19 protein-coding genes are annotated in these 14,623 nt (G+C 35.6%); 1 reads left to right on the top strand and 18 read right to left on the bottom strand.

The genetic code is table 11. The features are described from left to right. Positions 1-74 precede the first annotated feature (74 nt). The 9 genes from AC0L3Q_RS22350 to AC0L3Q_RS22310 all read right to left on the bottom strand — a co-directional run bounded on the left by AC0L3Q_RS22350 (position 75) and on the right by AC0L3Q_RS22310 (position 6,645). Positions 75-866 (bottom strand): hypothetical protein, encoded by a 792-nt coding sequence (locus AC0L3Q_RS22350; RefSeq protein WP_473283070.1) that lies wholly within the window; start codon positions 864-866, stop codon positions 75-77. A gap of 337 nt (positions 867-1,203) precedes the next feature. Then, a complete protein-coding gene (locus AC0L3Q_RS22345; protein ID WP_473283068.1) occupies positions 1,204-1,608 on the bottom strand; it encodes a DUF1801 domain-containing protein in 405 nt (134 codons plus the stop codon). Next, positions 1,601-1,972: an iron chaperone gene (locus AC0L3Q_RS22340; protein WP_473283066.1), complete on the bottom strand. Its 372-nt coding sequence runs from the start codon at positions 1,970-1,972 to the stop codon at positions 1,601-1,603. Before AC0L3Q_RS22340 ends, AC0L3Q_RS22345 begins: the two co-directional genes overlap by 8 nt. Before the next feature lie 10 nt (positions 1,973-1,982). Beyond that, positions 1,983-2,393 (bottom strand): SRPBCC family protein, encoded by a 411-nt coding sequence (locus AC0L3Q_RS22335; RefSeq protein ID WP_473283064.1) that lies wholly within the window; start codon positions 2,391-2,393, stop codon positions 1,983-1,985. Between the two features lie 207 nt (positions 2,394-2,600). Beyond that, positions 2,601-3,269: a hypothetical protein gene (locus AC0L3Q_RS22330; RefSeq protein WP_473283062.1), complete on the bottom strand. Its 669-nt coding sequence runs from the start codon at positions 3,267-3,269 to the stop codon at positions 2,601-2,603. 200 nt (positions 3,270-3,469) lie between these two features. Then, on the bottom strand, positions 3,470-3,994 hold the full coding sequence (locus AC0L3Q_RS22325; protein ID WP_473283060.1) for a DUF4468 domain-containing protein: 525 nt from the start codon (positions 3,992-3,994) through the stop codon (positions 3,470-3,472). Positions 3,995-4,192: 198 nt separating this feature from the next. Continuing rightward, positions 4,193-4,696: a hypothetical protein gene (locus AC0L3Q_RS22320; RefSeq protein WP_473283058.1), complete on the bottom strand. Its 504-nt coding sequence runs from the start codon at positions 4,694-4,696 to the stop codon at positions 4,193-4,195. 247 nt (positions 4,697-4,943) lie between these two features. After that, positions 4,944-5,450, bottom strand: a complete 507-nt coding sequence (locus AC0L3Q_RS22315; RefSeq protein WP_473283056.1) for a hypothetical protein — start codon at positions 5,448-5,450, stop codon at positions 4,944-4,946. 64 nt (positions 5,451-5,514) lie between these two features. Beyond that, positions 5,515-6,645: a tyrosine-type recombinase/integrase gene (locus AC0L3Q_RS22310; RefSeq protein WP_473283054.1), complete on the bottom strand. Its 1,131-nt coding sequence runs from the start codon at positions 6,643-6,645 to the stop codon at positions 5,515-5,517. 126 nt (positions 6,646-6,771) lie between these two features. Here AC0L3Q_RS22310 and AC0L3Q_RS22305 point away from each other — a divergent pair, with 126 nt between their 5' ends. Next, on the top strand, positions 6,772-7,143 hold the full coding sequence (locus AC0L3Q_RS22305; RefSeq protein ID WP_473283052.1) for a hypothetical protein: 372 nt from the start codon (positions 6,772-6,774) through the stop codon (positions 7,141-7,143). A 33-nt stretch (positions 7,144-7,176) separates the two neighbouring features. Here the strand turns inward: AC0L3Q_RS22305 and AC0L3Q_RS22300 are convergent, their stop codons facing one another. From AC0L3Q_RS22300 to AC0L3Q_RS22260, 9 genes are all read right to left on the bottom strand, one after another. Then, a complete protein-coding gene (locus AC0L3Q_RS22300; protein ID WP_473283050.1) occupies positions 7,177-8,952 on the bottom strand; it encodes a MutS-related protein in 1,776 nt (591 codons plus the stop codon). A 105-nt stretch (positions 8,953-9,057) separates the two neighbouring features. Further along, positions 9,058-9,417 (bottom strand): MmcQ/YjbR family DNA-binding protein, encoded by a 360-nt coding sequence (locus AC0L3Q_RS22295; protein WP_473283049.1) that lies wholly within the window; start codon positions 9,415-9,417, stop codon positions 9,058-9,060. A 2-nt stretch (positions 9,418-9,419) separates the two neighbouring features. Beyond that, the gene (locus tag AC0L3Q_RS22290; RefSeq protein WP_473283047.1) at positions 9,420-9,827 is read right to left on the bottom strand and encodes a GNAT family N-acetyltransferase; all 408 of its coding nucleotides are present in this window, start codon (positions 9,825-9,827) and stop codon (positions 9,420-9,422) included. Continuing rightward, positions 9,827-10,804, bottom strand: a complete 978-nt coding sequence (locus AC0L3Q_RS22285) for a DUF4260 family protein (RefSeq protein ID WP_473283045.1) — start codon at positions 10,802-10,804, stop codon at positions 9,827-9,829. Before AC0L3Q_RS22285 ends, AC0L3Q_RS22290 begins: the two co-directional genes overlap by 1 nt. Further along, positions 10,801-11,553 carry a cyclase family protein gene (locus tag AC0L3Q_RS22280; protein ID WP_473283043.1) on the bottom strand — a complete coding sequence of 251 codons (753 nt, stop codon included), beginning with the start codon at positions 11,551-11,553 and terminating at the stop codon, positions 10,801-10,803. Before AC0L3Q_RS22280 ends, AC0L3Q_RS22285 begins: the two co-directional genes overlap by 4 nt. 9 nt (positions 11,554-11,562) lie before the next feature. Then, positions 11,563-12,348 carry a class I SAM-dependent methyltransferase gene (locus AC0L3Q_RS22275; RefSeq protein ID WP_473283041.1) on the bottom strand — a complete coding sequence of 262 codons (786 nt, stop codon included), beginning with the start codon at positions 12,346-12,348 and terminating at the stop codon, positions 11,563-11,565. Positions 12,349-12,367: 19 nt separating this feature from the next. After that, positions 12,368-13,501: a radical SAM family heme chaperone HemW gene (gene hemW / locus AC0L3Q_RS22270; RefSeq protein ID WP_473287002.1), complete on the bottom strand. Its 1,134-nt coding sequence runs from the start codon at positions 13,499-13,501 to the stop codon at positions 12,368-12,370. 5 nt (positions 13,502-13,506) lie between these two features. Then, positions 13,507-14,064: a crossover junction endodeoxyribonuclease RuvC gene (ruvC, locus tag AC0L3Q_RS22265; RefSeq protein WP_073317696.1), complete on the bottom strand. Its 558-nt coding sequence runs from the start codon at positions 14,062-14,064 to the stop codon at positions 13,507-13,509. Positions 14,065-14,120: 56 nt separating this feature from the next. Next, positions 14,121-14,600: a hypothetical protein gene (locus AC0L3Q_RS22260; protein ID WP_473283039.1), complete on the bottom strand. Its 480-nt coding sequence runs from the start codon at positions 14,598-14,600 to the stop codon at positions 14,121-14,123. Between the last annotated feature and the right edge of the window lie 23 nt (positions 14,601-14,623).

Below are 14,623 nucleotides of genomic sequence, written 5' to 3'. Positions count from 1 at the left end.
TAACCAAAAATACAGAAACCATTTGATTGATCACTTTGCTGCGATGACATCATATATCGTGTTGGCAAATCGTTTTATCTTTTATTTCTGGTTTTTTTGTCTGGAAATCCATCTGCGGGTTCAATATTAGTAACAAGGTTAACTTCTGGGAAATATTTTTTCATTAAATGTCTCAAAGGAACTTTGGTTTCCTCATTTTCTTTAAACATTGCTTTCAATTTTTCACCGTCCATTGTCATTCCTTCTGGCATTACAGCCATAGTTTGAGAATTAAATGTCGCAGAATCCATATCCTCAGATGAAATCATTACTTCACCCATTTTATTTAGTAGTTCTTCATCCTCAATCACGGACATTCCAGGTGCTTGACTATGCCCAAATTTAATAACATCACTAGCTTCATCCATAAGTTTAATGTCGATTAGGTCATATTTAGAAAATGGAATATGAAAATCATTAAATCTTATAAACGGTTTATCGTCTATCAACATTTGCAGATGAAAGTGAGGAAAATCAGCATTTTTTGAATTTGAATGTCCATCTAAATCGGTTTTTCCGAAATGCAATGACCATTCAATGTTTTTATACTTTATCGTTACTTCTCGTATTTTACTTTTGGAAGTTTCACTCTCCAAGTCATTTATGTTCTTGATGAAATTTTCGGTAGTGGCAACCCATCGCAAATAGCTTTCAAGTTTGAAGAAACCTATTGGTTCAGATAGATAATCCTTAAAATCTTTTTTTCGAATTCCGTTTGGTCTTAAAAACCAATGAAAACAAGGTTCATCCCTATAGAAAGTATCAAGTTTGTTGCCGCACAAAAAGCAACAAGATTTTGAAAAAGCATCTTGAAATTCCGCGAACATTTTTTTGTTTTCCTCAATTTGTTCTTGGTTTTTTTCTCCACATATTCAGGTGATAGACTTGCTAGATACTCTTTTAATTCTTTCGTGTTATTTGGATTTATCTTTTTCAAATATATTTTTAATCAAATGTTTGCCAACGGTTCGGCTATGGTTAGTACGGGAATTAAAAGTAGTTATCTTTCGATTAAGCACTTAGCCAAAACTTTTTATTTTGTTTTATCTTTTTCTTTATAAAGCGAAATCAAAAGATTTGGCGGTCTTGGTTAAATGCTCTAAACTTTGGGTTAAGCACCAAAACCCGTATTAACTATAGCCATTGTTGGCGTGTCGTTTTTATTTATTTCCAACCATTATGATTTGCTGCTTGTCTTATAAAATCAATCACAGGCTGGTCATTTAACTCATCAATTGTCTTTAGCTTAATGTATCTTGTTTCTCCTCCTCTTCCCAAAGGTGGTTGAGGGTCAAAAGCTGCTCCATTGAGGAAAACAATATTCGCTGATACATCATAAGCCGCAACCTCAATTAGCCAACCTAATTCATTTGTTCCGTAATATGCATTCCCCCATTTTATAGCGTAATTGAGATTTGAAATTGAATTATGAATAAGACTGTCTATTTCTTTTATCATTGGCTTAATTCCTGGCATAATTCGATTTGTCATCCAATCTTCAATAACCCTATAATCATTCTGCGGAATAGGTGGTTTTTTTGTTGAAAGTGGTTTACGCTGTTTATTCATTCAATAGCTTTTTTCGATATTTTATCATTTTAATTATCAAGTCTTTGGGTAATGGTTTGTCCAATGGAAATTGAACCGAACCTTTCCCACGCTTATATTCAGTCAATTCAGGTTCAAACTTTTTCATAGTCGTTGGATGTGGATAAAGTCCAACGTGTTTTTTATATCCTGCAATCATTATCTGCTGTTCTCTTTTCCCATCTTTGACTAAAGCATAAGCTGGTATATTATAGTTCAGAAGTTCGGTTGCATTAGGCTCAACTTTTAGAATACATTCTTTAAGTTCCAAAAGAGCTTTCTTGGTTTGTTCGGATTGAGCATTGATGTAATCGGTTACAGAATTGTATTGGGTTGTTTCGCTCATTTTTGATGCTTTATTCCGTTTCCACGTACTTTTTGAAATTCCCAAGTATCGCTTGCCAACCTGCTCTTTGTTGTTCGTCCGTATTTGTTCCCTCTGCGTCAAAAGTTTCGCTCACACTTACTTCGTCTCCATTTTGCGAAAATTCAATATCTACTTTTCGTCCGTCTGACATTTTGTAAGAAATTAATTCTTTGTCAACTATTTTGTCATAAATTCCCGTAAAATCAAATCCCATACTTCCGTCTTTCGCTTCCATTCGCCAAGAGAATTTGCCATTCGGTTTTAGGTCATTTTCAGCGTTTGGGCAACACCACTCATCAGTGGCAAAATTCCAATTTATAATGTGTTCCGGTTTTGTCCAATATTCCCAAACTTTGTCAATGTCCGAATTGATAGAAGTTTGAACTGTTATTCTTTCCATTTCTTCTGTTTTTACGGTTTTTTTTAAATGCACGCCAACGTTTAATATATGTGTCGTAGCAGAGCAAAATGTTACCCTGTTTTCGACAAAAACTGCGCATTGATTGCTAACTTTTCCTTTCTGCAAGCATTGCGCCTAACCAAAAATACAACAATGATTCGATTGATCACTTAGCTGCTATGATTACATATATGTTGTTGTAGGTAGTTATTCTTTTGGAATGACAACAGTATCAGTTATATCGTCATAACATGCATAATATGCTCGATTTCCGAATTTAGTAAATGACCATTGAGCAATTTCCGGTTCGGTTTTCAGTTCTTTCGGGATTAGATGAGGAAAAGCCTGGCCAATTGCATGAGTTTTAATCAAGAAATGGACATCATTTATTGCCTCGTCTTTTGATAAATAATTGTCAAACAGAATCTCGGATATAATTATCTTGTCAGAACTAATGCCGTATTTGGCTTTATAAACTAATTGTCCGTCCCAACTTCTGGAAAAAAACAAATAATCATCATAAGCATAAATGTCCCATTTACAGTCCATAGAATCAGACTTAAACGCGATACCTTCTAATTTATCTCCATTATGTGGATACTGAAGATTGGCAGATGTCTTATCAAAATCCGTTGTGTCGATTTCAATTAATTCCTTTCCTAAAGATGTTCTTAATTCATTATACTTTTCAGCTACAGCTTTTTCCTTGGTAAAGGCCATTGTTGTTCTTGTGTAGGAACTTACATCTAATACTTTTTTGTTAAAAGGATTATCGCTTTCACCTATTTCAAACCAGCGAAAAGAATATTCTTGAGAATTTGTTTTGAGAAATTCGGAAACAGCTTTTCGCTTATTTTTTTTAAACCAGTTAAACATAAAGTATTTTTTTGATTACCTACAACGTTTAATATATGTGTCGTAGCAGGGCAAAATGTTACCTTGTTTTTCGATTTTTCTTGCGCATTGGTTGCTAACTTTTCATTTTCTGCAAGCATTGCGCCTTGGTAAAATACAATGACCAATCGATTGATCACTTTGCTGCTATGATCACATATATCGTGTTGTGGTGTCGTTTTTTACCAATCATCATTATTTTCGGTTTTCCCGGTCAGATAATTGTAAATGGATATGTTCAGATTATTAATCGTGTTTTCAATTCCGTTAACAAAGTCCGTGTACGCTTTTCTAGGTTTTCCATTCGATTTATAGTAGTCAGCTAAATTGAAATTCGCGAATTTTCCATTATATCCTGAGCGCAAATTTTCAACTGTCAATCTATATCGATTTTCTTTAAATTCAATTCTTATTGTAAATTCAAGATCATAGGTGTATCCTAGACTTTTCGCAAAGTTTGGTTTTATTCCTGTAAATCGGATCATTTTGTTATCAATCGAACCATCAATAACAGCATCTGCTTTTTTAAAATTATAATTAATCCATTCATTAGATTTTGTATAAATTTCTTCACTTTTCATTTCCTGAACTGATTGAATTAAAGACTTTATCTCTCCATTTTGGATGTCAAATTTTTCAATCTGCCCAAATAAATTTGGATTGACTAAAACTATCACAAGAAAAGCTATCAGATAAATAGATTTCATAATTTTTATTTTTCAAATGCACCACAACGTTTAATATATGTGTCGTAGCAGGGCAAAATGTTACCCTTCTTTTGGGTTTTTCTGCGCATTGATTGCTAACTTTTCCATTTTGCAAGAATTGCGCTTTCATAAATATACGACAACCATTCGATTGATCACTTTGCTGCTATGACACATATATCGTGTTGTAGGTAGTTTTTATTCAGTATCTCTTTCCTCAATATATCCTTCGTGCCTGTCATAGTAATTAATTTCTATTTTTTCATTATTGTGAAATACTACCTTAGCAGAATTTTCATCTATTTGTTGGAAACTGGTTGCTTTATTCAATAAGTCAAGAGATTTTAAATAACCTTTTGTTGAATATTTATTTATTATTGCAAAGCCTCCAGAATCAAATAATAAATAGTTAGGATAATTTAGATTTCGAGTATCTAGTAACCTTATGCCTTTATTTGGTTCGTATTCAGAATAATCAGGTTTATGCAATTTCGGTTGATGAAATCTATCAGTCACATTTTTATAATGGTTATTTGCTCCCATATTAAGAATGAACTCATAACCTTCAAGCTCTCCTTCAAGAACGTAAAAATCTCCTCGTCTTACCCAAAAATAAATTCCTCCTTCATCGTGTGACCTTCCCATTACCAGACCTCCATAGGTGGCATCGATTGCTTTGTTATTTTCAACAAATTCGTTCATATCTTCTAACGAACGTTTCATTTTATAGTAATGGAACATAGTTTTGGATTACCTACAACGTTTAGCTATGCGTAGTGCGGAAGCAAAAAATCACTAGTTTTCGATTATGCACTTAGCAAAAGTTTATGTTTTGTTTTTATATTTTCTAAAATACTAAATTTAATACTTTGGCGACAAACCAAATAAGCAATGACTTTTTGATTTAGCTCAAACCCCGCATTATCGCATAGGTGTTGTTACCCAATGTTTATTTTTCATATCCGTGTTTCTTTTTCCAGTCAGATATTTCAATTTCTTCTTCAGGAGAAAGTTTTAACCTTTCTTTTTCATATGCGTTAAATCCGTAAATAAAAATCCCTATCCAAAATAAAGTTCCAGTCAAAAGTAAAATAAGCCGTTGTTTGAATTTTAGTTTAAAGTTTTCATTTCGCAATTCGATAAGATCTTTACCTACAGTCCACTTACCAACAAGAATAAATGGAGCAACCACAAAAATGTATAACATTCTTAGAATAGAGTATCCTTCAGATTTATTTTTTTCTAAAGTATTTTCTAATTCCGTAAAATACTCATCGGTTTCTTTTTCCCATTGAGAAATAACTTTTTCTTGCTCTTTTTTAGAAACATTTCTTTTTTCAAGTTCCAGTTTGGATTGCCGAATAGCTTCTTCATTCCAATGATCTTTTCCTGAGTAAACAATTTCGATTAGTTCCTCAGTTTTTCGTTTTGATATTGGTGGAGTGAATTCAGTCATTTATAATATTGGGTAACGTATGTATATAGTTACTAGAGGTAACTATATATCTATTTTATAATAGCTAAGTTAATAAATCTTTGATCCCACTAAAGCTTTTTACCGCAACATGTGTGTAAATTTCTGTGGTTTTACTGGATTGATGTCCTAATAAAGCCTGTATATATCGCAAGTCTGTACCTTCTTCTAATAGATGCGTTGCAAAACTATGTCTTAGCATATGTGGGGATACTTTTCTTGCAATACCTGCTTTTGTTGCAGCGGTGGTCACCACCTTTAATACACTAGATGCACTATAAGGGGTTTCGGATGTTGTACCTTCAAACAAGTATTCTTTCGGTTTATAAATTTTGTAATATTCCCGTAAATGCTCCAAAACACTCTGGCTTAAAATGGTATATCGATCTCTATTACCTTTGGCTTGTCTCACCTTGATTAACATCCGTTTACTATGAATATCTTCGGGCTTAAGAAAAAGCAATTCACTTCTTCGCAGACCCGAAGTATACAATAAGCTTATAATACACTTGTGCTTGATATTAGTAGTATGTGCAATCATAGCAATAATCTCCTGTTTAGACAGCACATCAGGAAGCCGTTTTTGCTTAAAAGGACGTTCGATACTGTAAAATCTATTAGGCATTCCCAATACAACTTCATAATAAAACTTAATACTGTTAATGGCTTGATTGATATAACTAATAGAGCGCTGTTGTTGAACAAGGTATTGCAAATACGCTCGTATTTCTTGTTCTGTAATTTGATCTATTTCAATATGAAAATAGTGATTAATAAATTTCTCGAAATGGGAAACATAAACCTTACAAGTGTTTAATGCATATCTTTTAAGTTCCAATTTGGTAAGATAGGCTTCGGGTACAAATCGATAAGAATCTGTTTTAACTCTTTTGCGATACCAGTTGATATCTACAGAGGTGTTGTTTCTAATAGGAGTGTCTTTATAAAATAAATTACCATTAATCCAGGCCACTCCACGGAAAATATTAAAAACAAGATCTAAGTTGTTCCTGCAGTTTTTGATATAATACATATGGTAAGCTTCGCTCCATACGCAATTAGGTAATTCTTTAACCAAGGCCTGTAATACCTTGTCTGCATTAAATTGTAGTCCGATCATTTTTTGATCATCAATCAATAAATGTTTTAAAGTAATATGTTTTTGTAGAGAACTCATTGAGCTAAAATGATGAAAGAGCGGTGGGTAAACAAAAATAATCGTAGAAATAGACGTATATTAAACGTTTAATTCTATGAGTAATAAAGTAAGTTTAGAAACATCTTATGATAACAGAAAAACATTATGAATACAACATGCTTATATTGTAAGGAAGAATTAGAGGGTAGATCCGACAAGAAATTTTGTAATCCTTATTGTCGCTCTGCATATCATTATCAAAAAAATAAAGAAGAAGAGGATTCTCTATTCAAAACTATAGATAGGCAACTCAAGGCCAATCGGAGAATCCTTAAAGATTACAATAAAGCCGGTTTGGCTAGAGTAATTGCAGAAAAGTTATTTGAAGAAGGATTTAACCCAAAGTATTTTACCCATTACTGGAAAAATAAAAAGGGACAAGTATATTTGTTCTGTTACGAATATGGCTTTCTCGAACTCAAAGAAAAGGGAAAGAAGAAATATGTTTTAATTACCTGGCAGGGATATATGAAATAGTGTATAGACGATAGATTTCAAAATTTAGTAGGATCAAGAAGCCACAATCCCCATTTTTTTCAATAAAAAGGAAGCATTCATATTCTGGCAGATACCATCCTTAAACCTGTAATCAAAATACAATTCGTCATTCACAATTTGAGCATCAAAAAATCGGTTTTGTACCTGATCCAGTTCTTCTGCAATTTCGCACAAACTCAGATCATGTGTAGCAATAATACCCGTTGCCTTGGCTGCAACTAGTTTTTCGACAAACTTTCGGGATCCGGCGGCTTTATCTTTGCTGTTGGTTCCTTTTAGGATCTCGTCCAAAATGATAAAGTAGTCATCCTGCTCCAGGGCATCGACTATTTTTTTAAGCTGTGTCAATTCTGAAAAGAAGTACGAAGCATCATCTGTCAAAGAATCTGCAGTACGCATACTAGAGATCAGTTTGATAGGGCTGTACTCGCAAGAAGCAGCGCAAACGGGTAATCCAATGTTCGACATCATGATTTGTAGGGCCACCGTACGCAAAAAAGTACTTTTGCCCGCCATATTGGCCCCAGTAATGATAAAAAATTGCTCCTTTAAGATAGTAATATCATTATCTACTCTTTTTGTAGTAGCAAGCATCGGATGTCCCAACTGTTGGGCCTTGATAATATGTGCTCCTTCGGTGATTTCCGGATATACATAATCCGGATGGTTAAAAGCAAAATTTCCTAAAGAATTATGGGCGTCAAAAAAAGCAATTACTTCAAACCATTGGCTTACGTGATGTCGATTTTTGGCGATCCATTGTTCGATACGATAGCTTTGTATGATATCCCATAACAATAATCCATTAGCCAAAACCCCAAACATCATATTGTTGCGTTGATCAAAAGCGTTAAGAATACTGGCAAAGTGTTTTAATGTCTGCGAAGCTTTTTCTTTTTCGCTGATTACCAGTTGTTGTTTTTCTTTGAGTAGGGCAGCTTCAAATTCGGTATTTTCGATTTTACTGACCAGTTTATAGTATTGTTCAAAAGTGTCTTTTACTTTGTTTGCATCGTTATATAAAGCATTGATTTTTTTGATTTGAGTACCTGTAATCGCCAAACCAATAAAAAACCAGAAGACCAATACCTGCAAGGTGATGATATTCAGAAATAACAGGACAACCAAAACTGCTGATATAGCAGAAACAATAACAGGCAACACCCGCATTATTTTGGGTAGAAAAGGAGTAAACCCATCCAGCCATTTTTGGATTTTTGAAATAGGGACCGTGACCTGGACCAAAGAGGCAGTTGCCCAAAAATCTTGTCGCCATTCGGCCAACTTTGATACGTTTTGTATCGCTTTTTGCTTTTCTGGAATGGCATCTATAGTATTTGCCGTCAAACTTTGCGCAAGCATAGATTTTCCAGCTTCGGTAGTGGTTCTATTGGCATACTGAAAGAAGGATCGGTCTCCAAACAAATCAATATCATGACTAAAAGGATGTGTAGTATCAATAAACTCTTTTCCAGAAGAAAGTCGACTTACATCTCCATCAAAAACATCCAGCTCTAATTGATTGATCTGGATCAACTTTTCAAGTTTCCTTTTGGTATAACTCAAATCTGTATGTCGATTTACCAAAAAGATAAAAACAACAATCCCAATCCCTATGGCACCCAAAATGATTTGCGTATTGGGGTATCCCAAATAAATCGTTGCCGCTATGGCCAGAAAAACCAATAATCGGATCGTGCTGGATACCGCAAGCTGTTTCTTTACTTTTTTTAATGATGCATGATGTAGTGCAATTTGAGCACTATAAAATTCTTTTGGGATACTCATTATGTGTTATAAAACTATTCGTGTTTGTATAAGTACAACAACTGGGGCAGTTTGTTACAATCCGCATGCAATAGATAAACGACAAATGTAACCTATTGTTATGAGTTACAATGTTTCGAGTTCGTTTTTCAGTTTTTTGGTCAGACTATTAACTACCAGGGTGTAGGAGTGATCGATCAGTTCGCATAGTAGTTTGGGAGATAAGCTACCGGTAAAATCTACGGTATTCCAATGTTTTTTATTCATATGATACCCAGGGATAATTTCAGAATGGTATTCACGCAGTTCTAGGGCTTTGTCTGGGTCACATTTCAGATTTACACTGAAAGGAATACGCTCTAAACCGGTAATAGCAAATATTTTACCCATCACCTTAAACACCATGGTGGTTTCATCAAACGGAAACTCTTCCGTAACTCCTTTTTTAGACAAACAATAGTCTCTAAATGCTTCTACATTATTCATGATTATTTTGTTGTTAATTTGTTCATCCAAAACGATGGGTCTTCCACCGATTCAAAGCCAAATTGTCGATAAAGACCATGAGCATCTTTGGTGGCCAACATCCATCGTCCTACCCCTCGTAAATCGGGATGCTCTACAACGGCTTTTATCAATATTTTGGAATACCCTTTTTTGCGGTGCTCCTCTAGAATAAAAACATCCATTATGTAGGCAAAAACGGTGTAATCCGTTAGTATCCTGGCAAAACCAATTTGTTGTCCTTCCAGGTATACTCCAAAATTAAGACAATGCTCTATACTTTGTTGTATTTGTGCTTTGGTTCTGCCTTTGGCCCAATACGAATTGGTTAAAAACTGATATATCACATCGATATCCAGCTTATCGGTATCAGTAGAGATCTCTATTGCCATTATTCTTCTAACGTTTTTTTATCGGGATACGTGTCTTCAAGTTCCAAAGCCGAATAATCCAGGGACCAACCAATAGATTCTGCCAAAGTCTCCATTAACGAAATTGCAGTAAGCGCTTCTTTCCTGGCAGTTTCCATCAATCCGCTATTTGGGATTTTATCTTTAATAAATTGTTTAGCCTCTTGATTCAGCTCCGTAAGATCGGTCGAAGTAAAGGGATTCAACCATCCTTCTTTTTTATCGTAATATTTAAAGTCTGTTTCAATCGTAAGGAGTTGTGGCTGCGGAAATCGAGTTAGAATAATCCGCTTGTTTTTGGTGTCACTTTCTAGTTTAACCTTAGACAAATCAAAACCTACATAGGCTTTGGCATCGATAAGGATCAAGGCTTTTTTTGTGCCTGTAAGGAGTTTGAAGAATTTTTCTTTTACGCTTTCATAATGATAAATCTCTGCAAAATCGCCTTCTACAGTAACCAGTTTGCAAACGCTCTTGATCTTCTCCATCAACACCAAAGACTGCGTTTTTATGGCAGATTTGTTTCTGGCAGCACTAAATCTGGAAAAAATAAAATAGGCGAGAATGGCACCACCCAAAAGCCCAATAAACAATAACTCCATACTAATTTTTTTACCTATTTCTCCTAGGTGTGTAAATTTAAAACCTTTTTCCAATTTTAGACCATATCCAAGAATCCTATCAAAAGCCGAATGCGAAAAAAGTATAGTCCCAGACAAACAAAGTATATCATTGGATAGATAAACACCTGCTAAATAAAGTGCAATTGCCAAACCTTTGTGATGAAAAAGATTGTACATAGTAGCACCAACTTTAGTATTGATCAAATATCCTATCATACCAATATCCGGTGCCAAAAATAATACCAAAAATATCCACCAGGAATAGGGAAGTAGACTAAAAAGATAAATGCCCAATCCCATCATCGCGATTTCTTCCAATTGTAGTGTTGTTTTCATAAGTTTTGTATTTTATACAGTACCGGTTTGCTAGGCGTAGCATCATTTTCGAAGGCAGCGATCTGAAGATTCAGAAAGTAGACCCCATCTTCAATAGGGTCTGGAACAAATATAAATTCGGTAATCGTGGCGTCATGTCGGATCGCTTCGGGATAGTTCCAGAAGGCTTTGTGCCCCAGTAATTTTCCTTCATCTTTTTCCTTGTCGATAGAAGGTAAATCAACTAATAAATGGGTAATACCTTTTTCGCGTATGTAAATAATAGCATCTTCGGTAAAATAGGGCCAATTGGTGTGCGAATAGTGCTTTTGCAGTTTATCTCTTGTATTCGGAAGCGTTCTTATCACCAGCGCCTGATTATCTTCTGAAGTTATTGCCGCCCGAATCATATCTTTGGTGATCATATGATCATCTCCTTGTGATATAGGCTGTACAGAGATAACTTCGGCCTTAAAAAAGAAGGTGGTAAGCGCTTTGTTGATACTATAAAATTCTGAAGAAATATGCCCCACGCACTCGGTATGAGTCCCATGACTATGTGGATTAAAGGTAATGGTATTGAAATTGGTCGAAGCCCCCTCAGACACTTTACCTACCCAATCCTTGTCCGTAACAGGTGAAATTGTAGGTCCTTCAATATACCATGCGTTTACATTCTCTTCTGAATTTCTAATCGGAATCGAAATATCCAGAGGCTGTGTAAGGTCAATAGTATACAGTTTGTTCTTATAGGTAATCGTTGTAATCATAAATACATGCTAAGATTTGGTAAGAGTCATAAACAAATAATCTCCATCTTCATTTTGATACTTTTGTATGATCTCCTTTATTTTGCCAGAGGTGATATCCTGTTGTAATGTAATTAGGCCTTCTTCTACTTCTCTGGCATTAGAAAGCGAAGAAAAAGAAGAGATACCCGATCGTACTCCAGGTTCAAAATACAATTTGGGATTGTGTTTTCCAGAGTACAAAAACAGATCTTGCAGATCAGGTTGGATAAAATACTTTTCGGTACTTTCAATTTTTAAATTTGAATGGGCAGCGCAAGAAGAAATCAGATCGTAGGCTGGCATTTGCACCATCGAATCTTCCAGCATTTTGGGAAAATAATGATTCAACCAATAGCCTTCCATTTGTTTGGGCGTAGCTGTAAAGATGACGATTCGTCCTTCGGGTCGCAACACACGATGCAGTTCTGAAAACCCTTGCATCAAATCCTGCCAGTGATGCAGGGTTAGGCTAGCTAGAATACCATCTATACTTGCATCCGGAAGTTCGATCTGCTCTGCTTTACCCATTTTCCAGGAGATGTGGGCGTTTTGCCGTTTTGCTTTTTCCAGCATTTCGGAAGAAGGATCTATCCCTATAAATTGATATCCTTTTTTAGCAAATTCTGAAGTGTAATTTCCAGTACCACATCCAATATCCAAATAGGTGTCATTTGGGTTTGGATCAAGTAGCGCATGTAATCTGCTAAAAAGATAAGGATCTGCTTTTCGGGTAGCGTTATAGTTTACCCCGATGATATCATATTTTTCTGTCATAGCCCCAATGCTTTGGAAGTTAGCCTAAATTTACTAAGAAAAGATCACTTGCAATACCGTCACTCAAAAACTTTCCTTTTTTGGTGACTAACAAGGTGTCATTATCCAAAAACAGCAAATGTTCTTCGATGTGTTTTTGAGCTTGTAGCAGTAAATATTCGCAATACTTTTTACCAAATTCGGATGCTACTTTTTTGAGAGAGACTCCCCAGATCGTACGTAGTCCAGTCATTACATATTCATTGTATTGATCGGTAATGCTTAGATCTTCTATTTCTAAAGGAAGTGTATTTTGCTGTAGCGCCTGTATGTATTTGGTGTTGTTATTAATATTCCAGCTTCGTTGCTTTTTATTATACGAATGGGCGGAAGGACCTATGCCCAAATACGGTTTGCCTTGCCAGTAGGCGGTATTATTTTTACTGAAATATCCAGGTTTTCCAAAGTTTGATAGTTCATAATGCACAAAACCATGCTGCTCCAGATGCGTGATCAAAAACTCAAAATGCTCCTGGGCCAAATCATCATCTACGGCCGGGATTTCTCCTTTGGCAATCAGTTTGGGTAGTGCAGTATTGGGTTCTACGGTAAGTGCATAGCACGAGATATGAGCAATATTATATTCAAGAGCTTTATCAATATTTTGTTGCCAGCGCTCGATAGACATATTGGGAATGCCGTAAATCAAATCGATGGAGATGTTTTGAAACTTCTCGCAGGCCATGGTTAGGCTATCCAAAGCTTCGTGGCTATTATGTGCTCGATTCATCAATTGCAGATCTTCATCAAAAAAAGACTGTATACCGATACTAAGTCGGTTTACGGCGCTATCGGCTAGTTCTAGTATTTTTTCTTTTGAAAGGTCGTCTGGATTTGCTTCCAACGTAATTTCAGGGTCTTCGATAACTGTATAATTCGCATGGATCGAGTCGATAATACGTTGTATTTCGGTTACCGAAAGGATAGAAGGGGTACCTCCTCCAAAGTAGATGGTATGGATTTCGGCATCTTCTATTTCTGATTTTCGCAAAATAATCTCATGAATCAAGGCGTCGACCATTTCATCCTTTTTCTTTAGCGAAGTCGAAAAATGAAAATCGCAATAATGACAAGCTTGCTTGCAAAAGGGAATATGTATGTAGATACCGCTGATACTGTTTATTTTTTGATTCGCCCTTCATTTTGCTTGACAAAAGCAGCCCACCCTGTATAACTTTTACCTACAATATCTGCTCTACCCATATTGTAGAAATGACAAACCGCAGCGGCCAATCCATCGGTAGAATCTAGATTTTTGGGTAATGTTTTGATGTGAAGCAGGTTTTGAAGCATTTTGGCTACCTGTTCTTTACTGGCATTACCATTTCCTGTAATCGCCATCTTGATCTTTTTAGGAGAATACTCCGTAATCGGAACCTCTCGGCTCAATCCAGCCGCCATGGCCACCCCTTGGGCTCTGCCTAATTTTAGCATGGATTGTACATTTTTACCAAAGAAAGGGGCCTCAATTGCGATTTCATCGGGATGATAGGTGTCTATCAATTCTACGGTACGCTCAAAAATAAGTTTTAACTTCAGGTAATGATCGTCATACTTCCCTAGTTGAAGTTCGTTCAATTGTAAAAAAGACATCTTTTTATTTTGAACTTTAATCAGCCCAAACCCCATGATCGTGGTACCGGGATCAATACCAAGTATAATTTTTTCGCTACTCAAATTCAGAAATGCTTTTGTTTCCTACAAAACTACGCATTTCGTAGGTAGCACAGGTATTAATCGATCCGAATTACCAGAGGGAGTTTATACAACGCTGTTACTGGAGTGCTGCGGGTATGGGCAGGAGCTACTTCAGGCAAGGTAGAAATGCCTTCTTTTAAGAGATCTTTCAGATTGGGAATCTCAGAAATAATAACATCGGGCAGTTCAAAATCTTGTAGTAGAATTTCACTGTTTTTGGTGATTAATAGTGGTATCCAAATGGTATCTTCTATAGCAGTATTGACCGAAAAAGATTGTTTGGCCAAATGTTCTTGTATATGCTGTGTGATGGTTTCTTGAAAACAGATTTCCAATTCTTCCTCTGCTCTGTTTTTGCAAGAATCAAAGAAAGGAGGTTGCTCGACATCGTGCCAGTTTAATTTATTGAGTCCGTCCTTTACAATATCATCTTTGTTCTCTTTTTTAAGAACAAAATTATCGCAGGAGATTAATCCAAGAAACAATACACCGATCCATATAACTCTCCAATTCATAACCCGATACAAATTTCAGATGA

This window comes from Aquimarina sp. KJ22-3 (assembly GCF_055808215.1).
This window is presented reverse-complemented; position numbering and strand designations above follow the sequence as displayed.